Source organism: Streptomyces sp. NPDC058052, assembly GCF_042885515.1.
Classification (GTDB): Bacteria; Actinomycetota; Actinomycetes; order Streptomycetales; family Streptomycetaceae; genus Streptomyces.
In genome coordinates this window covers 1-19,965 of the sequence record NZ_JBHVRX010000028.1, presented here as the reverse complement: position 1 = coordinate 19,965, position 19,965 = coordinate 1, and the positions used below count along the sequence as shown (strand labels likewise).

General features: G+C 75.5%; 12 protein-coding genes. 6 read left to right on the top strand and 6 right to left on the bottom strand.

Going from position 1 to position 19,965, the window contains the following annotated elements; translation table 11 throughout:
• Positions 1–22 precede the first annotated feature (22 nt).
• Entirely contained in the window at positions 23–505 is a 483-nt protein-coding gene (locus tag ACFVU3_RS30280; RefSeq protein WP_390071184.1) for an NUDIX domain-containing protein, read from the top strand.
• Between the two features lie 122 nt (positions 506–627).
• Positions 628–2,520 (top strand): helix-turn-helix domain-containing protein, encoded by a 1,893-nt coding sequence (locus ACFVU3_RS30275; protein ID WP_390071182.1) that lies wholly within the window; start codon positions 628–630, stop codon positions 2,518–2,520.
• A gap of 20 nt (positions 2,521–2,540) precedes the next feature.
• Here the strand turns inward: ACFVU3_RS30275 and ACFVU3_RS30270 are convergent, their stop codons facing one another.
• On the bottom strand, positions 2,541–3,026 hold the full coding sequence (locus ACFVU3_RS30270; protein ID WP_390071323.1) for a hypothetical protein: 486 nt from the start codon (positions 3,024–3,026) through the stop codon (positions 2,541–2,543).
• 96 nt (positions 3,027–3,122) lie between these two features.
• Complete coding sequence (locus tag ACFVU3_RS30265) at positions 3,123–7,817, bottom strand: RHS repeat-associated core domain-containing protein (RefSeq protein ID WP_390071181.1); 4,695 nt, start codon at positions 7,815–7,817, stop codon at positions 3,123–3,125.
• Positions 7,818–8,264: 447 nt separating this feature from the next.
• Between ACFVU3_RS30265 and ACFVU3_RS30260 the strand changes: the two genes are divergently transcribed.
• Positions 8,265–8,468 carry a cold-shock protein gene (locus ACFVU3_RS30260; RefSeq protein ID WP_007502648.1) on the top strand — a complete coding sequence of 68 codons (204 nt, stop codon included), beginning with the start codon at positions 8,265–8,267 and terminating at the stop codon, positions 8,466–8,468.
• A 90-nt stretch (positions 8,469–8,558) separates the two neighbouring features.
• On the top strand, positions 8,559–10,259 hold the full coding sequence (locus tag ACFVU3_RS30255) for a DEAD/DEAH box helicase (protein WP_390071179.1): 1,701 nt from the start codon (positions 8,559–8,561) through the stop codon (positions 10,257–10,259).
• 101 nt (positions 10,260–10,360) lie between these two features.
• Here ACFVU3_RS30255 and ligA read toward each other — a convergent pair whose 3' ends face one another.
• The 3 genes from ligA to ACFVU3_RS30240 form a co-directional block, all read right to left on the bottom strand.
• Complete coding sequence (gene ligA, locus ACFVU3_RS30250) at positions 10,361–12,448, bottom strand: NAD-dependent DNA ligase LigA (RefSeq protein ID WP_390071177.1); 2,088 nt, start codon at positions 12,446–12,448, stop codon at positions 10,361–10,363.
• A gap of 68 nt (positions 12,449–12,516) precedes the next feature.
• On the bottom strand, positions 12,517–13,527 hold the full coding sequence (locus ACFVU3_RS30245; protein ID WP_390071175.1) for a nucleotidyl transferase AbiEii/AbiGii toxin family protein: 1,011 nt from the start codon (positions 13,525–13,527) through the stop codon (positions 12,517–12,519).
• Positions 13,524–14,189, bottom strand: a complete 666-nt coding sequence (locus tag ACFVU3_RS30240; RefSeq protein ID WP_390071173.1) for a hypothetical protein — start codon at positions 14,187–14,189, stop codon at positions 13,524–13,526. Before ACFVU3_RS30240 ends, ACFVU3_RS30245 begins: the two co-directional genes overlap by 4 nt.
• 331 nt (positions 14,190–14,520) lie before the next feature.
• On the opposite strand from ACFVU3_RS30240, the gene ACFVU3_RS30235 reads away from it, so the two are divergent.
• The gene (locus tag ACFVU3_RS30235; RefSeq protein ID WP_390071172.1) at positions 14,521–14,658 is read left to right on the top strand and encodes a hypothetical protein; all 138 of its coding nucleotides are present in this window, start codon (positions 14,521–14,523) and stop codon (positions 14,656–14,658) included.
• Positions 14,659–14,937: 279 nt separating this feature from the next.
• Complete coding sequence (locus tag ACFVU3_RS30230) at positions 14,938–19,062, top strand: HEAT repeat domain-containing protein (protein ID WP_390071170.1); 4,125 nt, start codon at positions 14,938–14,940, stop codon at positions 19,060–19,062.
• A 154-nt stretch (positions 19,063–19,216) separates the two neighbouring features.
• Here the strand turns inward: ACFVU3_RS30230 and ACFVU3_RS30225 are convergent.
• On the bottom strand, positions 19,217–19,965 hold a 749-nt coding region (locus tag ACFVU3_RS30225), incomplete at its 5' end, for an ABC transporter permease (protein ID WP_390071169.1).

Below are 19,965 nucleotides of genomic sequence, written 5' to 3'. Positions count from 1 at the left end.
CGGATGATCTAGGGTCGAACGCATGGCTATCCCTGACTTCATCCGAGAACTCCGCAAGACCGCCGGGCACCAGCTCCTCTTCCTGCCCGGGGTCAGCGCCGTCGTGTTCGACGACCGGGGCCGGGTCCTGCTGGGACGGCGCGCCGACACCGGGGCGTGGGCCGTGATCGGCGGCATCGTCGAACCCGGTGAGCAGCCGGCGGACTGCGCGGTCCGCGAGGTCGAGGAGGAGACCGGGGTCCTGTGCGTGCCCGAGCGGATCCTCCTCGTGGAGACCCTCCGCAAGCCCGTCGTCTATCCCAACGGCGACATCTGCCAGTACCTGGACGTGGCCTTCGCCTGCCGGGCCGTCGGCGGCGAGGCACGGGTCAACGACGACGAGTCGATCGACGTCGGCTGGTTCGCGCTGGACGCCCTCCCCGAGATGAAGCGCTTCTCCCACCGGCGCATCGAGAAGGCGCTCGGCGACGGGCCCGCCTGGTTCCGCACCGCCCACGGGAGCTGAGGCGGGGAACGGAGCCGGGACGGAGCCGGGGAGGAGGCCCGCCCCGGACGCGGGTGGCGTCGTCCACAGGAGTCGTCCACAGGGCTGGTGCCCGCCCCCGTCCGCCGGGTATCCCTGTCTCCATGTCCCACGAACACGTCTCCTACCTGGAACTCCTCGCCCGGGGAGCCGCCACGGAGGCATACGACCGGCCCGTGCTCCTCGCCCGTGCGAGCGGCGCGGGTCCCGAGGCGCTGGCCGGTCTCGAGGAGGCCAAGCAGCTCGCCCTCCGGGTCCGCGCCGAGCTGGAGGGCCGGCGGCGGCGCGAGGCCGAGCTGTCCGCCCTCTTCGCGACCGCCCACGACCTCGCGGGGCTCCGTGACCTCGACGCGGTGCTGCGCGCCATCGTCCAGCGCGCCCGCGCCCTCCTCGGCACCGAGGTCTCCTACCTGAGCCTCAACGACCCCGTCGCCGGCGACACCTACATGCGGGTCACCGAGGGCTCCGTCTCCGCCCGCTTCCAGCAGGTCCGGCTGGGCATGGGCGAAGGGCTCGGCGGACTGGTCGCGCAGACCGCCCGCCCGTACGTCACCGACGACTACTTCGGCGACGAGCGCTTCCAGCACACCCGCACCATCGACACCGCCGTCCGCGACGAGGGCCTCGTCGCCATCCTGGGAGTGCCGCTCACCCTCGGCAGCCAGGTCATCGGGGTGCTCTTCGCCGCCGACCGCAGGGCCCGGGTCTTCGAGCGCGAGCAGGTCGCGCTCCTCGGCTCCTTCGCCGCCCACGCGGCCGTCGCCATCGACACGGCCAACCTGCTCGCCGAGACCCGCTCCGCCCTCGCCGAGCTGGAGCGGGCCAACGACATCATCCGCGAGCACAGCGCCGTCATCGAGCGCGCCTCCGAGGTCCACGACCGCCTCTCCGAGCTCGTGCTGCGCGGCGGCGGCGTCCACGACGTCGCCGAGGCCGTCTCCGAGGTCCTTGGCGGCACCGTCGACTTCACCGAGACCACCGCGGGGGCCGCCCGCCGCGCCGGCGGGCACGCGGTCCGCGACGGCGACGACTGGGTGGCCGCCGTCTCCGCCGGCGGCGAGCTCCTGGGCGCGCTCGTCCTGCGTGGCCGGCCCGACCTCGACCCCGTCGACCTGCGCACCCTGGAGCGGGCCGCGCTCGTCACCTCCCTGCTCCTGCTCGCGCGCCGCTCCGCCGGCGAGGCCGAGCAGCGGGTCCGGGGAGAGCTCCTCGACGACCTCCTCGACGCCCCCGACCGCGACCGCCGCCTGCTCCGCGAGCGCGCCGCCCGCCTCCGTACCGACAGCGACGCGCCGCACGTGGTGCTCGCCGCCCGCATCGACCGGGCCGGCCCGGCCGTCGGCACCGAGCAGCCCGGCCGCGAGAGCGCCGACCGGCAGCGCCTGTGGTCCGCGGCCTCCCACCTCGCCGCCACCCGTCACGGTCTCGCCTCCGCCCGCGACGGCGGCACGGTCCTGCTGCTGCCGCTGGGCCCCGGCGAGGACGCCGCGCTGCTCGCCCGCCAGACCGCCGCCCAGCTGGGCGGCGCCCTGTGCGAACCCGTCACCGTCGGCGCCTCCGCGCCGGTACGGGCCCCGCTCGACCACCCGGACCAGGTGGCGGGCGCGTACCAGGAGGCCCGCCGCTGCCTCGACGCGCTGCGGCTGCTGCACCGCGCGGGCGAGGGCGCGGCGGCCGAGGACCTCGGCTTCCTGGGCCTGCTCCTCGCCGACAGCCGGGACATCGGCGGCTTCGTGGAGCGCACCATCGGCCAGGTCGTCGCCTACGACGAGCGCCGCGGCACCGACCTGCTGCGCACCCTGGACGCCTACTTCGCCAGCGGCATGAGCCCGGCCCGCACCAAGGACGACCTGCACGTCCACGTGAACACGGTGGCGCAGCGGCTGGAGCGGGTGGGCCGGCTCCTCGGCCCGGACTGGCAGTCGCCGCCCCGCGCCCTGGAGATACAGCTGGCGCTGCGCCTGCACGCCCTGGCGGCCCCGCCCGCCCGCGGGTGACCGCGGGGCCGCCGGGGATGTCAGTCGCCGCGCGGGCTCCAGAGGTCGACCGAGGTGACGAGGACGTAGTCGAAGTAGATCGGGTCGCCCTCCTCGTCCATCGGGTACTCGAAGCTGCTCTCGTTCGAGAGGATCATCCGCAGGTCGGGCAGCGTGTCCACGCCGTCGTCGTTCTGCTCGACCCGGTGCCCACGCTCCGCGAGGAGGTCCAGCAGCTCCTCGCTGGGCGTCCGGAAGACGTCGAGCCCGTCGAGGGCGACGGTGACGTCCGCGTCCTCGTTCCGGAACCGGTACACGTGGATGTCGGTGAGCGCGCCCTTGGTGAAGCCGAGGGTGAAGTCCGTCTCCGACTCCGGGTGCTCGCAGAGCACCTGGCCGGGCGAGTCCCCGTGGTCCGGGTCGGGGAGGACGAAGCCGAGCGCGCGCGCCGCCCCGACCGCCTCGTCCGCCGACGAGCCCAGCCTGAGCGTGGCGACTCCGGTCTCCGGGAGCAGTTCCAGGATCATCGTCAAGCCTTCCCGAGGGTGCGTAGGTAGCGTCGTCCACTCTGCCTCATGGCGCCCCGTCCCCGTGTGCGGGGGCCGGGGCGTGCGGGGGAGTCCTCATCGCAGCAGTTCGGCCTCGTCGATCGTCCAGCCCCGCTTCTTGAGCATGTCCTGGAAGTTCTTGTTGTCCTTGAGGCTCTCCACCATCTCCCGGATGTGGTCGTCGTACTTCCCCGGGAACTTGTGCTTGATGTCGTCGATGTCCATCCGCATCGCCTCGGTGAGCCGGCCCTGGCCGATCAGTTCGCGCTGCCACTGGTGCCACGCCTGCGCCACCAGGTCGTTGTCCGTGCTGTTGAGCTTCTTGTGGTCGGCGCGCTCCATGCGGATGGCCGGGCCGTTGTTGACCTTCTGCTTCTTGTGCGGCTTGTTCGCGATGTAGAAGCCCGGCTCGATCACCTGCTTCCACGCCGCCTTGGGCGGGATGTGGTTGACCTCCATCGCGGTGGGGAAGCGCGATCCGTTGGCCCTCTCGTTGGCCGGCAGCAGACCGCCGTACCATCCGGCGTTCTCCGTGCACCCCTTGGCGATCAGCCCCTCGGGGTCCATCCAGGTGTACGGGTTGACGACGTAGGCGGCCGGGTTCGGCGCGGGGGCGAGTCCGAGGGGGTCGGACGACACGTAGCGGGCCGTCTCCGGGTCGTAGTGCCGGTGGACGTTGTAGTGGAGCCCGGTCTCCGGGTCGTCGTACTGCCCCGGGAAGCGGAGCGGCGTGTAGGCGGTGGCGTCGCGGTTCCAGGCCGTGAGGCCCCAGACGGTGGAGCGGTTGTGCCAGGCGACCCCGCCGTCCTCGTCGACGAGCTCGGTGGGCGTGCCGACCAGGTCGGTGACGATCGCGAAGAAGCGGCTGTCGACCTCGTCCCGGCAGGTAGCGTCGCCCGTGGTGCGGCGCTCCAGCTGGGACAGGGGTCGGTAGCCCTCGTGGTCCCAGGTGAGGGTGACGCCGGACGCGAGGTCGGTCTGCTCGGCCAGCCGGGTGTCCTCCCACGAGAAGAGGACGGTGGCGGCGACCGTGGTCCCGTCGGCGGCCATGCGGTGCTTCGCGGTGCGGCGGCCGAAGGGATCGTAGGAGTAGCGCCAGACGGTGCCGTCCGGGGTGGTGCAGGAGGTGAGCCGGTCCTCGGCGTCCCAGGTGTAGTGCCAGGTGTCGGGCTTGCGGGACAGGCGCTTCCTCTGCCGCAGGACGACCCGGCCGGCGTCGTCGTACGTGTAGCGCAGTCCGCCCGCGGAGACGAGCCGTGTCCCCTCGTACACCCGCTCCCCGCGGCTCTCCGTGTGCCGGGCCCGGTCGGGCCACCGGGCGTCGGTCTGGTTGCCGGCGGCGTCGTACGCGTACCGCTCCGACCAGCCGTCCACGGTCACCGCGAGCGGGCGGCCCAGCGGGTCGAGGTCGAACCGGGTGGTCAGCCCCCGCAGTTCGTCGGTGGCGGAGAGGAGCAGGCCGTCGGCGCGGTAGCCGAACGTCCGGGAGCGGACCGCGCCGCGCCCGGCGGAGACGGTCTGGGACGTCAGCCGGCCGATCGTGTCCCAGGTGGAGGTGAGCGTCACGGGGGTCTCGGAGGACCCGAAGGCGCGGGTCAGCTCGCGGCCCAGCACGTCACGGGTGAAGCGGAGGGCGTGGCCGCCGGCCACGACGCTGGTCCGGTTGCCGCCGGCGTCGTAGCCGTACGACGTGACCGCCCCGGTGGGCGTGGTGCGGGAGATCAGCTCGCCGTGGGCGTCGTAGCCGAAGCGCAGGGTGCGTCCGTCGACGGTCTCCGCCAGCAGGCGGCCCATCACGTCGTGCTCCAGGGCGAGGACGGACGTGGGCGTCTCGGCCCGGGTCAGCCGGTCGGCCGCGTCGTACTCGAACCGGGTGACGGTCCCCGCGGCGTCCTTCTCCCGCAGGCGGCCGAGGGCGTCGTAGGCCAGGGTGACGCGCGCACCGGACGGGGCGGTGCGGGCGGTGAGCCGGCCGGCCGGGTCGTGCTCGTAGCGGGTGGTGCGGCCGTCGAAGTCCGTCTCCGACGCCACCAGACCGGTCGGGCCGTAGCCGTAGGACCAGGTCCGGCCCTGCGCGTCGCGGACGCCGGTGACCCGCAGCTCGGTGTCGTAGGCGAACTCGTACCGCGCCCCGTCCGCGCCGGTGCGCGAGGCGAGCAGGTCGAACCAGGTGTACGCGAACCGCGTCGTGCCGCCCGACGGGCCGGTGTGCGACAGGCAGTTCCCCTCCTCGTCCCAGGTCCACGACTCGGTCGCGCCGTCCGGGGCCGTGCGCCGTGAGGGCAGGCCGTCCGGCGTCCACTCCAGCCGGGTGACCGAGCCGGCCGGGTCGGTCGACTCTCGGGGCCGCCCGAACGCGTCCCGGGTCAGGGTGTGGGTGGCTCCCTGGCCGTCGGTGACCGACAGGGTGAGCCCCGCGGGATCGTTGACCCTGCGCTCCGTCGGTCCGCCCGGGAAGGTCACCGTCGCGGGGGCGCCCGCGGCGTCGTACGTGTAGTGGGTCGAGGTTCCGTCCGGGGCGGTCACCGACAGCCGGTTCCCCCGGTCGTCGAAGGTCTGCCGCCAGACGGTGCCGTCCGGGCCGGTGACGGCCACGGGCAGGTGCAGCTCGTCGTAGGCCGCGGAGGCGCGGCGCCCGTCGGGCAGCACCATGCCGACCAGGTCGCCGCGCTCGTCGTAGGAGAACTCGGCCGTGTTGCCGAGTTCGTCGGTGCGGGAGAGCAGCCGGTCGTGGCGGTCCCGGACGAAGCGCACGGTGTGGCCGCGGGCGTCGGTCTCGGCGACGGTCCGGCCGTGGCTGTCGAACCGGGTGACGGTGACGGCGCCCGTGGAGTCGGTGAACCGGGTGACGCGGGCCTCGGTGTCGTAGGAGAAGCGGGAGGAGAGCGCCCCGCCGGGGCCGAGGGTCTCCACCACGCGACCGGCGGCGTCGTACACGTAGGAGTACGTGTGGCCGTTGCGGTCCGTCCAGGACGTGACCCGGCGCCGGTCGTCGTAGGTGAGGCGCAGGGGGACACCGGACGAGCCCGCGACCGTCTCCAGGTTCCGCTCGCCGTCGTATCCGAAGGCGGCGACGCGGACCGGTCCCTCGGGGGTCTCGACGTCCAGGGAGGTGACGACGCCGCGCGCCGGGTCGGTGCCGACGCGGACACGGTAGCCCGCGTCGTGGCTCACCAGCGCCGGCAGGCCGTCCTGCGAGCGGCCTATCCGGTAGGCGTTGCCGTTGCGGTCCTCGACCTCGGCCAGCCAGTAGAGCCCCGAGTGGTAGGGGTTGCCGGTGAAGCGCCGGACGAGGCCCGACCACGGGTCGGTGACCGCGTAGGTGACCTCGCCGAGGGCACCGCGCTCCTCCAGGACGAGCGGCAGCCGGGCGCCCTCCACCGGCAGCACCTCCTGGTCGGTCCCGGTGGGGACGGCCGGGTAGAAGAGGACGGAGCCGTCCTCCCGCGCCCAAGCGACGCCCGCGCCGGTCATCTCCAGGCGCTCGTCGAGCGTGGAGGCCCAGCTGCTGCCGAAGCAGTGGCCGAAGAGGTAGCCCGATATGTGGGTGCGGCGCAGCACCAGGGCGAGGACGCCCGGCAGCGCGAGGTCGGTCTGGGGCATGACCATCTCGCCGGTGGCCACGTCCACCGGGTCGCTCTTGCACCTCCGGCCGAGGAGCGGGGCCGCGACCTCGCGGAGGCGGTCCAGCGCCTCGCGCATCGAGGTGGGCCGGGGCCGGCGCGCGGGCCCGGAGCTGCCGCGGCGGCCGTCGAGCCCGCCTCCGTCCCGGCCGTCCCCGCCGTCCTTCGCGGCGATGGCCCGGAGGCGGTCGCGGACGTCGTCGTCGGTCGCCCTGTGCGTCCGGGAGCCGCCCTTGATCGCGGCGGGGACCTTCTTCCCGACGTGGTCGCCGAGGTCGTCGAGCGCCTTGGTGAGCTTCTCCGTGATCCCCTCGACGGTGGTGTCGAGCACGGCGGTCAGGGAGTCCTTGCCCTTGGCGCGGCCGTGGTGCCCCTTGGCCCTGCCCAGCTTGTCGCCGGCCCGGGACCGCATGGTGACCTGTACGGAGGCGAGACGCGTCGCGGCGTTGCCGTGGGCGTCGTGGTCGATCTCCGGGCCGCCGCCGGGGCCGCGGCCGCCGGGCCCCGCCGAGTTGAGCCGGAGCCCGTCCTTGCCCGCCTGCGCGGTCTGCCCGGCGTCGTAACCGTTCTGGACACCGGCGACGTTGAAGGCGGTCTGGATCACGAGGTCGGCGACGATGTTCTCGATCGCGGCGACCGCCGGTTCGGTGAGCGTGGCGACGATCTCGGCGACGGCCGCCTCCGCCATCTCCTTCAGGATCCGCTTGAACGCGACGCGGGTCGCGGCGATCTTCGCGCCCGCCAGGAGCGTCGACAGGCCGGCGGTGACCGGCGCGAAGGCCAGGGTGATGCCCACCGTGGCGCACAGGTCGGCCAGCTCGGCGACGGCGGCCGCCTTGCGGGCGACGACGAGGTCGGCGACCCGGTCGAGCGCCCCGGCCACCAGGCGGGCCGCCTTCGCCAGGTCCTTGTGCTTGGCCTGCACCTTCGACCAGTGCTCGTCCAGGGCGGTCATCGACTCGCTCTGTCCGGTGGCGAGGAGCTTCTGCACGTGGGCGAAGGCGGTGCCCGCGTCGTCGTCCGCGTCGTCCGCGAACTCCCGCAGCGCGTCCGCCATGTCGCGGTAGGCGTCCTCGTCCACATTCGGCCATCCGACGCCGATCACGTCGAGCATGGTGTCGACGCCTTCGGGAATCGTGTACCCCATGTCGCTGCATCCCCCGTTCTCACATGCAACACAAATGCGCGGGCCAGTCTGACATGTGACGGAGCGTCGCCTCGCGGCGGAGTCGGTGGTTCCGCGCGAGGAGGCGGTGGGGGAGGGCCCGGCGGCCGGATGGCCGGGTGGCCGGGTGTCGCGCGGCCGGTCCCGGCGGCCGTGCGGGTATCGTCGCGTTCACGGTTGGCGATGGCGAAGTCACCCGGTGTGACGGGAGGGCGTCGGGAGGGTGTGGAGGCGGGTCCGTGACCCGGAGTGTCCGGCGCGCCGCGCCGTGTCGTCACTCGTGCCCCTCCGGGTCGTGCTACGGTGGACTTGTTGCAGTTGTGGTACCCATGAACCTATGTGCGCCTGACCGGAATGCTTTTCCGCAGGCGCATTATTCGTTTTTCCGGCATCTCCGGATGGGGCCTCTGCCTACAGAAGGAGAAGGTCATGGCACAGGGAACCGTGAAGTGGTTCAACTCGGAAAAGGGCTTCGGCTTCATCGAGCAGGACGGCGGCGGCCCGGACGTCTTCGCCCACTACTCGAACATCGCCACCCAGGGCTTCCGTGAGCTCCAGGAGGGCCAGCGGGTCTCGTTCGACGTCACGCAGGGCCAGAAGGGCCCGCAGGCGGAGAACATCGTCCCCGCCTGATAGCCGGACGTTCTTCCGTCGCTCACCGGGGTTCGCACCGTCGTGGTGCGGACCCCGGTTTGTGCTGTTCGATGAAAGGCAGAGAATTTTATGTCCCGCAGGCCCCGGAAGCCGAACAAGCGCGGCTCGGCATCCTCGGCTCCGGCCTCGTCCCCGGCTTCGCCCGGCGAGTTCCGGATGCCCGAGAGCGCGACGCCCGCCCTCCCCGCCGCGGAGGACTTCGCCGGCCTGGACATGCCCGCGGGGCTGCTGGCGACCCTCACCGCGCAGGGCGTGACCACGCCCTTCCCCATCCAGGGCGCCACCCTGCCCGACTCGCTTGCCGGCCGTGACGTGCTGGCGCGGGGGCGGACGGGCTCCGGCAAGACCCTCGCCTTCGGCCTGGCGCTGCTGGCCCGTACGGCGGGACTGCGCGCGCAGCCCAAGGCTCCGCTCGCGCTGGTGCTGGTGCCGACCCGGGAGCTGGCGCAGCAGGTCACGGACGCCCTCGCGCCGTACGCGACCGCCGTGAACGTCCGGCTGACCACCGTCGTCGGCGGGCTGTCGATCACCAAGCAGGCCACCACCCTGCGCCGCGGCGTCGAGGTGGTCGTGGCGAGCCCCGGCCGCCTGAACGACCTGGTCGAACGGGGCGACTGCGTCCTCGACGACGTCCGCATCACGGTGCTGGACGAGGCCGACCAGATGACCGACATGGGCTTCCTGCCGCAGATCACCAAGCTGATCAAGCAGGTGCGGCCCGACGGTCAGCGGATGCTCTTCTCCGCCACCCTGGACCGCAACATCGACCAGCTGGTGAAGCGCTTCCTCACCGACCCGGTGGTGCACTCCGTCGACCCGTCCGCCGGTGCGGTGACCACGATGGAGCACCACGTCCTCCATGTGCAGGACGTGACCGACAAGAAGGCCGTGACCACGAAGATCGCGGCCCGCGACGGCCGGGTCATCCTCTTCCTCGACACCAAGCGGTCGGCGGACCGCCTCGCCAAGCGTCTGCTCTCCGTCGGTGTCCGCGCGGCGGCCCTGCACGGCGGCCGGACCCAGCCGCAGCGCAACCGGACCCTGGAGCAGTTCAAGACCGGCCAGGTCACGGCGCTGGTGGCGACGAACGTCGCGGCCCGCGGCATCCACGTCGACGACCTCGACCTCGTCGTGAACGTGGACCCGCCGGGCGACCACAAGGACTATCTCCACCGCGGCGGCCGCACCGCGCGGGCCGGCGGTTCCGGCAGCGTCGTGACGCTGGTCCTGCCGGAGCAGAAGCACGAGGTCAGCCGGCTGATGAAGGACGCGGGCATCGCCCCCCGGACGACCCGCCTCAAGTCCAGCGACGAGGAGCTGACGACCCTCACCGGCGCCCGCGAGCCGTCCGGCGTCGCGGTCACCATCGAGGTGCCCCAGCCCGCGGCCCCGGCCGCCCGCCCCGCCCGGAAGACCGCTGCCGAAGGCGGCCGCCCGTCCCGGCGCCGTCGTGGCGGCGGCGGCACGACGGCGACGTCCGAGGCCCCCGCCCGCACGGGCGGCCGCGGCACCGGCCGCCGCACCGCCGGCGCGGCGAAGGCCGCCACCGGCGCCGCCGGAGCGAAGCCCGCCACGGGGGCGAAGACCGCCGCCGGGGCGAAGACCACGTCCGCCGGCGGCGCGACCGCGGGCGGCCGTGCCCCCGCCCGTCGTACGGGTTCCGCGGGAGCGGCCAAGTCCGGCGAGGCCGGCGCCAAGGCCGGCACCCGCGGCGGCGACCGTCGTCCGCGCCGCCGCACCTCCGCCCAGGGCGGTACGTCGGAGCGCTGACGCCCGCCGCGGCGGCCCTCGGAGGGCCGCGGCGGCGACACGTCGACGAGCAGGCCCGGCCCCTCAGGGGGCCGGGCCTGCTCGTGCGAGGAGGGGGACCGTCAGCCGAGGAAGTCGGCGACGAGGTCGGCGAACGCCTCCGGCGTGAGGACCTCCACGCCGAGCTTCTCGGCGGCGACCGCCTTCGAGCTGGGCTTGCCGCCGGCGGAGGGCGCGGAGACCAGGTAGCTCGTCCTCGCGTTGACGCCGCTGCCCGCCCGGCCCCCGGCCCGCTCGATGAGCTCGTTCATCTGCGAGCGGCCGTAGCCGTCCAGCCGGCCCGTCATCTTCCCGGTGACCACCACGGTCCTGCCGGCCAGCGGGCCCTCCGCGGACGCGGACCCATCGGCCGAGGCACCGGCGGGTGGCGCGGGCCGCTCCGGCTCCGTCATGGTGACGCCCGCCGCGATCAGCTTGTCCACCACGGGGGCGAGGGCGGCCAGCTCGGCGACGACCACCGGCGCCTTCTCCGGGCCGATGCCCTCGACGGCCAGCAGGTCCTCGGCGCTCGCCGCGCGGATCGCCTCCATCGTGCCGAAGTGCGCCGCGAGCCGCCGCGACATCCGGCGGCCGGTGCCGCGGATGCCGAGGGCGCAGAAGACCCGGCTCAGCGGCCGGCTCCGGGCCAGCTCGAACTGCTCGAAGAGCTTCGCGCCGCGCCGGGCGCTGCCCGCGGCGACCGTCAGCTGCTCCTCGGTGAGGGTGAACAGGTCCGCCACGTCCGTGACCAGACCGGCGTCGATCAGCGCCTTGACGTACGTCTTGCCGAGCCCGTCGATGTCGAGGACGTCGCGCCCGGCCGCGTACTCGATGAGCGGGGCGAGCGCGCAGCCCGCCCCCTTCGCGCACCGCCAGCGCTCCTGGCTCTTGTCGATGTCGCCGCCGCAGTTCGGGCAGGCGGCCGGCAGCGGGACCGGCCCGGCGCCCTCGGGGCGCAGCTCGACGACGGGGGCCTGGACGCGCGGGATGATGTCGCCAGCCTTGTAGACGGTGACCGTGTCGCCGAGGTGGAGGCCGCGGCGGGCGATGTCGGCCGGGTTGTGCAGGGTGGCGCGGGAGACCGTGGAGCCGTCGATCTCGACCGGGTCGAGGACGGCGGTCGGCGCGAGGACGCCCGTGCGCCCCACCTCCCACACGACGTCCCGCAGCACCGTCTGGCGCTCGACGGCCGACAGCTTGTAGGCGATGGCCCAGTAGGGGAAGCGGCTACCGAGTCCGGCCTCGGCCTGCTCGGCGGCGCTGTTCGCCTTCACGACCACGCCGTCGATGCCGAAGGGGAGCCCGGCGCGGAGCGCGCCGATCGCGTCCACCCGCTCCTGCGCCTCGGCGACGGTGTCCACCACGTGGAGCCCGGCCGGGGTGTCCGCCGTCGTCATGACACCCGCGCCGGCGACGGCGGCCAGCACCTCGGCGTGCGTCGCCCCGGCGGGGAGAAACGATCCGCCGTCCAGCTCGACGGCGCCGTACGCCCAGAACGTCATCTCCAGCCGGTACGGCCGGTCCTTGGCCCGCAGGGTGCCCGCCACCGCGTTCCGCGGGTTCGCGAACGGGGCTCCGCCGTGCGCCGCGCGCACCTCCTGCGCCGTCTCGAACTGCTCGTGCGTGAACAGCACCTCGCCCCGGACCTCGAAGGTCACCGGCTCCGCCAGCCGCTCGGGCAGGCCGACGACGGAGCCGACGACATGGCTGACGTCCTCGCCGTGGGCGCCGTCGCCGCGGGTGACGACCTGGGTGAGCCGCCCGTCCCGGTAGCGGGCGGCGACCGCCGCCCCGTCCAGCTTCGGCTCGACCGTGAACCCGCCCTCGACCGCCCGGCCGAGGCGCCTCTGGAGCGAGGCGTCCCAGGCGATCAGCTGCTCGGGTCCGAAGACGTTGTCCAGGCTGAGCAGGCGGGTGGTGTGCGCGACGTCGCCCTCCGGCGCGGCGCCGTCGGCGACCAGCCCCGTCGGCGACTCCGGCGCCTCGCCCGGGTGCTCCGCCTCCCACGTCAGCACGGCCAGGCGCAGCGCGTCGTACGACGCGTCGTCCAGCGGGCTGTTCTCGCCGGCGTAGTAGGCGCCCGACGCGGCGCGCAGCCGGTCGAGCGCGTCCTCGTACGCGGCGGAGCTGGACAGGACGAGGTGCGCCTCAACGGCGGGAGTTGCGGTCATGGATCCATCTTGGCGCGAGGGTCTGACAATGCCCTTCCGGCCGGCGGGCGGGGAGCGGTGCCGGTCCGTCAGGAGGCGAACGTCGGGGCCAGCGCGGCGAGGAGGCGGCGGGTCAGCTCCTCGCGGACGGACGGGCCGGACCCCCCGGACGCCGCACCGGCGGCCGGCCCCTCCTCGGGGAAGGCCGACCAGTCGACCTCACGGGCCGCCCGCTCGAACACGGCGGGGGAGAGCGGCTCGTCGTGGTCGCCGGGCCACTCGCCGGCCTCCCTCAGGACGGTCTCCAGGAGGGGGAGCGGCAGGGTGCAGCTCTCGGCCAGCAGCACGGCGTCGTAGAGGTCCTTGGCCTGGGGGTACATGTCGCAGCTCAGCCAGAGGAGTTTCCACGCCAGGGAGAGCTCCCGGTCCGCGGCGCGGACCCGCACGCCGGCCACCTCGGCCGGCCGCGGCGGCGTCGGGAGGCGCTCGTGGAAGACGAAGTCGAGCTGCACCTGCCCGCCGGGCAGGCCGGGGGCGGTCCAGGGGAGCACGAGGCGGTGTCCGGGGACGCGTTCGTACGTCCAGATGTACTCGGACACGGCGCCGGCGTCGTCGAGGGTGAGGTCGACGTCGAGCGCGCGGGCGAGCCGGTCGGCGGCCACGGCGATGCCGTCGAGCATGGCCCGGGTGCGCGCCTCCTCGATGCGCCAGGTCTCGGGGACCACGACGAAGTCGATGTCCTTGGGCGGGCGCGCGGCCTCACCGAACCACGCGGACATCAGCATGCTGCCGCGCAGCACGAGCGAGTCCGCCCAGGCCGAGCCGGCCACCGCCGCGAGCACCAGGTCGAGCGCCGAGCGGCGTGCCGCCTGCCAGCGGACGCGCAGTTCCGGGTCCTCGACGACGTCGTCCGTGGGGCGGAAGGCGTCCTGGAAGTGCTTGAGGGCGGGGTCGAAGACGCGGTGCCGGACCGCGGCCGCGCCGATGCCGGCGGTCAGCGTGTCCGGGTGGCTCACCCGGCGCCGCCGCGCCTCGGCGCCCGGCTCGCCGCCGGTGCCGGGGCCGTCCGGGATGGGGTCCGTCCATGGGGTGCCGCTCATGCCGTCTCCTCCGTGTCGCGCGGTTCCGCGGGGGTGCCGCCCGGATGCCGGGCGGCCGGTGCCAGCCAGCCTTCGTCCACCGCCGGGTCGCTGTCCGAGAGGACCCGTTCGCGCTCCTCGCCGACGACCTCGTGTCCGGCCGCGGTCAGGGCGGCGAGCAGGGCGTCGCAGGCGCGCAGGGCGGCGGGGGCCGGTCCTGGGTGCCGCTGGGTGACGAAGCGTTCGTGGCGGCCCCCGGGCCCGGGGAGGGCCCGGCGGGCGTTCCAGGAGACGTGCGCGCCGTGGGGCACGACGAGGGCTTCGAGGGCGGCCCGGTCGTAGGCGGCCGGCAGCGCCAGCTTGAGGTGGTGCTCGTGATAGCCGCCGCCGGGGCCCGCCGGTTCCTCGCTCCACGGGACGGTCTCGACCTTCACCCGCACCGGCGCGAACCCGTCCGACCGCAGCGCCTCCACGAGCGCCGGGTGGCCGGTCCGGTCGGGGAGCGTCAGCATCGGCTGGACCGGCGTGCGGCCGCGGGCCAGCACGATGGTGGTCAGCTTGAGGCCCCGGCGATCGGCCCAGGACGCCAGCCGCGTCCGCTCGTCCTCGCTGCCGCAGCGCACGGTGATGTGCGTCTCGTACGTCCCGGGGGCGTCGGCCGCCCCGCCGGTCTCTTTCCTCACGTGCACCCGCGCCCCTTCTCCTGGCGGGGCGAGTGTGCCAGACGGGAGACCGCTCGCTCATCCCGGTTACCGCGCGCGGCGTCCGGCCGTGTCCGGCGCCGGGATACCACGCGATGGGACTGTTCCTGCTGGTCGTGGCCTCGCCCTTCGCGCCGGCGCGGGCGACCGCGCCGCGACCCACGGCGTCGGGACCGGCGCGTTCGGCGCGTTCGACGGGTCCGGCGACGGGACTGGCGCGCTCGACGGGTCCGGCGACGAGACCGCGGCCTCCCGGTGCAGCGCTACCGGCGCCTGGAGGTACTCCCCGGGCGACGACCCGTGGGCGCAGCGGGTGAGGGTCGAGGTCGACGGCTGCGGCCTGGAGCCGTGGAGGGCCTACGGAACGCCGGAGCACCCGAAGCTGTTCGTGCCCGTCGGCGACCCGGACGAGGGCAGGATCCACGTCCTCCACAAGGGGGCGCCGGAATAACGGGTGGGGCGATTCCGGCGCGGACCCTACGATCCCGGAGTGCTTCCGACGCCGAGCCCGCAGCCGAGCCACCAGCCGTCCCCCCGCCCGTCCCCGCCTCACCCGTCCCCTCCCCGCACGTCGCCGTCCCGCACGTCGACGTCCCGCACGTCGCCGTCCCGCCCGGCACCGGCGAGTCCCTCGCCGTGCCCCGCGGTTCCGGCGAGCCCCGAGGAGGCGCTCGCCCTGGCCGCGGCCGCCGGGGGACCCCCGCCCGGCTGGCGCGCGTGGCCCGCCGAGGTGCTGGTGCCGCCCGTGCGGGTGGCGCTGCTGACGGCGGAGCTCGTACGGGATCCGGCGCCGCTGCGGCACGAGGAGCGCGGCGAGACGCTCTACCAGGCCGTCCGGGGCGCGCACGCCGACACCACCACCCGCGCGCCGGACGTCCTCGTCGGGGCGCTGGCGGGCAGCGGCGACGCCGTCCTGGAGGCGGAGGCGCTGCGGCTGGCCGGGGAGGGGCTGCGCGCCCAGGTCCTCGACCCCGCCTTCGTCCGCGCCACGCTGACGGGCCTGCTCGGCTCGGCCGCGACGGCCGTCGTCGGCGGCGCGCTCGCCGCGCTCGCCGAACCCTGGGCCGCCGCCGAGCCGTTGCCGGCCGCCCGGCTCGCCGGACTGCTCGGCCCGGCGACCGCCGACGCCGCGCTCACCACCGCCGCCGCCCACGGGCACGGCGACCTGCTGTGGGAGGCCGCGCGGGACCCGGACCACGCCCCCGGCGTACGGAGGCGCGCCCTGGCCCTGTACGGCGAGACCGCGCGACGGGGCGACGTGCCCGCCGTCCTGGACCTCGCCGGGGAGGACCCGCTGCTGCTCGCCGGGCCGGCGGCGGACTGCCTGCGCGCGATGCACCGGCGCGGCCACTTCGCCACCGGCCCGGACGTCCCGGCCGTGCTGGCCCTCGCGCTCGCCGACCACACGATCCCCGCCCGCACCGTGGCGACCGTCCTCTACACCGCCCGCGGCGAGCTGCTGCGCCTGCTGGCCGACACCACGCCGGACGACCCCGCGTGGCCGCGCCGGCTCGACCTCCTCGTCGCCCTGGACGAACAGGGCGTCGGCGACCTGCCGGTGGCCGCGGAGATCGCCCGCGTCCTGCCGCTCGCCACCGTCCCCGGCCCCTTCCTCCGCGCCCTCCGCGCGCTGCGCGACCCCGGGACCGAGGACGCCGTCCTCGCCGCCCTCCCGCACGCGCCCGCCGACGCGCTCGACGCGCTGGAGGCCGTCGGCGGCGAGCGGACGGTACGCGTCCTCGGCGCGGCCCTCGGCCTCGACGGCCCGGAGGCGGCCCCCTCCCGCGGCCTGCCCGAGCCGGCGCACGTCGAGCGCGCGGTACGGGCCTTCCGGCACCGGGCCCTGGAGCTGGTCTGGCTGCTGGCCACGGATCCGGGGGTCCGGCGCCAGCTGCTCGTCCGGGCCGACGCCGCCGAACTGCCCGCCCGGATGGCCGCCGACCTCGGCGGACCCGACGAACGCGAACTCGCCCTCCTCGCCGCGCACCTGGATCCGGACCGGCCCGTCGCCGCCCTGACCCGGCTCGCCGCACACGCCGGCCCGGGCCTCCTGCCCGTCCTCGCCGACCTGCTGCTGCGCATCGCGGGGGAGGCGGCCGCGGCGTGGGAACCCGGTGGCACGGAGCCCGTGCCCGGCGCGGAGCCGGTCGTCCCGCCCGAGGCCGCCGACGCGCTGCGGGGTCTCGGACGGCGGCTGCACGAGCGCCGCCGGATCCGTCCGGTGTGCCTGCTGGACGTCCACGACGCCGACGCCGCAGGACAGGCGCTCGTCACGGAGCTGACCCTGGGGCTGCTGGACCGGCCGGGGCTCACCGCGGGCGAACAGACCGTCCTGCTGCGCCTGCTGACCGACCTCCCGCGCGCCCCGCACCGCACCGTCCGGCGCCGGGTGCACCCCTTCCTGCGCCACCCCGACCCGCACGTGCGCAAGCACGCCGTCGTCCTCCTCGCCCGCGACACCGAGGGTGACGGCGTCGAAGCCGTGTCGGCGACGCTGCTCGCGCTGACCGGACCGGACCGGGATCCGCAGACCGTGCGCCGGACGCTGGAAGCCCTCGGCGACGCCGGGGCCCGCTGGGCGTCGGGCGCGATCGCCGCCTGCCTCGACCACCCCGTCATGAACGTCCGCAAGACGGCCGCCCGGGCCCTCGCCGGCGCCGGGACCGCCCGGGCCGTACCGCCGCTCCTCCGCCGGCTCGGCCACGACGACAACCCCGGCCTGCGCACCCTCCTCCTCGACGCCCTCCGGGCCCTCCTCGGCGACACCCTGCCCGCGGCGGTCACCGCCGCCGCGGCCCGCGCGACGGACGACCGCGTCCGCGACCGGCTCCGCGCCGCGCTCGCCACACCGGACCCGGACCCGGACGAGACCGGCCTCGACCGCCTGACACGGGAGGGATGGGACCCGGACACCGCCCTTGGCCTCGCCGAACGCCACGCGCCCGGCACGCCCGCCGCCCGCCGGGCCACGCGGCTCCAGGCCACGCGCCCGCACCTCTCCGACTGGCTCGCGCTCGCCGCCACGTCGGAGCGCGCCCGGCGGGCCGTCCTCGGCGTGCTGCCGGACGGCGTCTGCCCCGGCCCCCGCACGGCACCCGAACGCGACGCGCTCGCCCGGCACGTCACGGTCCTCCTCGACGGCCTCGCGGAGGCGGAGGGGGAGAGCCGGGACGGACTCGTCTCCCTCCTGGAGACGATCGCGGAACGCGCCTCCGTCCGGGACCGGATCGCCGGCGCCGTACGGGCCTCGCCCCCGAGGCGCCCCGGCCGGCGGACGACGCTGCGGCTGCTCCGGCTCGCCGGAGCGGTCGTCGTCCGCGCCGACCTCGACCGCGAACTCGCCGCCGCGGCCCTGGCCTCCGACCCGGAGGCCGCGGGCGCCGCGCTGCTGCGGGAGGCGTTCGGAAGCGACGGCCCCGCCGACCGCACCCCTGTCCGCTCCGCCGTCCGGCCGACCGTCCTGCCCGCCTGGCACGGCGAACTCGCCGCCGCCGCACGGAGCGTGCGCGCGCTCGCCGCGTACCGCGAGCGGGGGACCGCCGCCGGATCGCGCGCGCTGCTCGCCGCCCTCGCCGACGCGCACGCCGCCGCGCCCCCGGACGTCCAGGCCCGGCTGGTCGACTGGATGACGGACCTTCAGCCGCTGGGCGCCGCGCCCTGGACCCTCGCCGAGGACGCCCGGGCGGCCGCGGCCCGCGCCCCCCGGGCCGCCCACGCCGCCGACCTGGACCAGCCCCGTTCCGCCGCCCAGCGGGACCGGCTGCTCGCCCTGCTCGCCTCCGGCACCCCGGAGCAGCGGAACACGGCCGCGCGCACCCTCCTCGCCTGGCCCGAACCGGAGGCGGCCGACGCCGTCCTCGACGCCTGCCTGCGCGGCCGCACCGACGTACCCGACGACCGCGCCCTCGGGACCGCGCTGGCCCGCGCGCTGACGGGGGTCGACCCGGAACCGCTGCTCGCCGGCGCCGGTGGTGCGCTGCCCGGCCGGATCGCCCGGATCGCCGCCACGAGCCTCGACGCGCGGCAGCTCCAGCCCCTCCTGCCCGTCCTCCTCCACCTGTGGCGGCACGGGCCGCGGGAGGCACGGGCGGACGCGCTCGGGGCGCTGCGCCGGGTGCCCGCCGACGCCCTCGCGGTCCACCTGGAGCATCGCGTCGCCACCGGGGAGCCGGGCCTGCTGGAGCTGCTCGCGGACCGCCCCTTGCTGCGCACGCCCCTCCTCGCCCGGCTGGGCGAGCGGCACCCCGAGGCCCGGCTCGTCCTCGTCGACGGTCCGCTGTCGGGTCCCGGGGCCGCCGAGCGCCAGGCGGTCGCGCTCCGCGCCCTGCGGGAACGCGCGCCCGCACCCGTACCGGCGGGCACGTCCGCCCCCTCGTACGAGGAGCTGCTCGCCCTGCTGCGGTCGCCGGAACCCCTCCGGATCCGCCGCACCCTGGCCCGTCTCACGGAGCGCTCCGCCGTCCTCGGACCGGAGCGCCTCGAAGAGGCGCTGCGCGAGCTGCTGGCGCACCCGGAGACCGGCGTACGGCTGCACGCGCACCGGACCTCGCGGGCGCTGCTCGACCGGGACGCGCACCTGCGGCTGACCGAGGTCCTGCTCGACGACACGCGGCCCGACCTGGTGCGCACCGCGATCCGGATCCTGTCGCGGGCGCGCTGGGAGCCGGCCGTCCCGGCGTTCGTCGCGCTCCTCGACCACGGGCGGGCCACCGTGCGGCGGGCGGCGGAGGAGGCCGTGCTGCGCGCCGGAGCCGACGCCGTCCCCCTGCTGCGCCGCACGGTCTCCCGGGCCCGCCCGGACCGCCGGGCCGGCTACGAGAGCCTGCTCGCGCGCATCCGGGACGCGCAGGGGTAGGCCGTTCCTTCCGGGATCCCGCCGGGCTCGGGGCGCGGGCGAACGCGGCGGGGGCGAACGCGGCGCGGGCGAACGCGGCGGGGGCGGCGTACGCCGACCGGTGTCGGGTACGCCGCCCAGGCGGCCGGTGGCCCCGCTGAGGGGCCGCGGGGGACTACGTGGGGTCGCGGTCGAAGACGGACTTCGACCAGAGGTAGCCGAGGACGGTGAGGCCGGCGCACCAGGCGAGGGCGAGCCAGCCGTTGTGGCCGATCTCGGTGCCGAGGAGGAGGCCGCGGAGGGTCTCGATGGCGGGGGTGAAGGGCTGGTACTCGGCGATGGGCCGGAACCAGCCCGGCATCGAGTCGATCGGGACGAACGCGCTGGAGATCAGCGGGAGCACCACCAGCGGGAGGGCGTTGTTGCTCGCGGCCTCGGCGTTCGGGGAGACCAGGCCCATGCCGACGGCGATCCAGGTGAGCGCGAAGGCGATCAGGGCGGTCAGGCCGAACGCGGCGAGCCATTCGAGAGCGGTGGCGTCGGTGGAGCGGAAGCCGATGGCGACGGCGACGGCACCGACGAGGACGACGCTCATGAGGCACTGGAGGACGCTGCCGACGACGTGTCCGACGAGGATCGAGGGCCGGTGGATCGCCATGGTGCGGAAGCGGGCGATGACGCCCTCGCTCATGTCGTTCGAGACGGAGACCGCCGTCCCCACCACCGTGCCGCCGACGGTCATCATCAGGATGCCGGGCACCACATAGGCGACGTACGCGGCGCGGTCCGCGCCTCCGCCCATGCCGGCGCTCATCACGTCACCGAAGACGTAGACGAAGAGCAGCAGCATCATCACCGGGGTGAGCAGCAGGTTCAGCGTCAGCGACGGGTAGCGGCGGGCGTGCAGGAGGTTGCGGCGGAGCA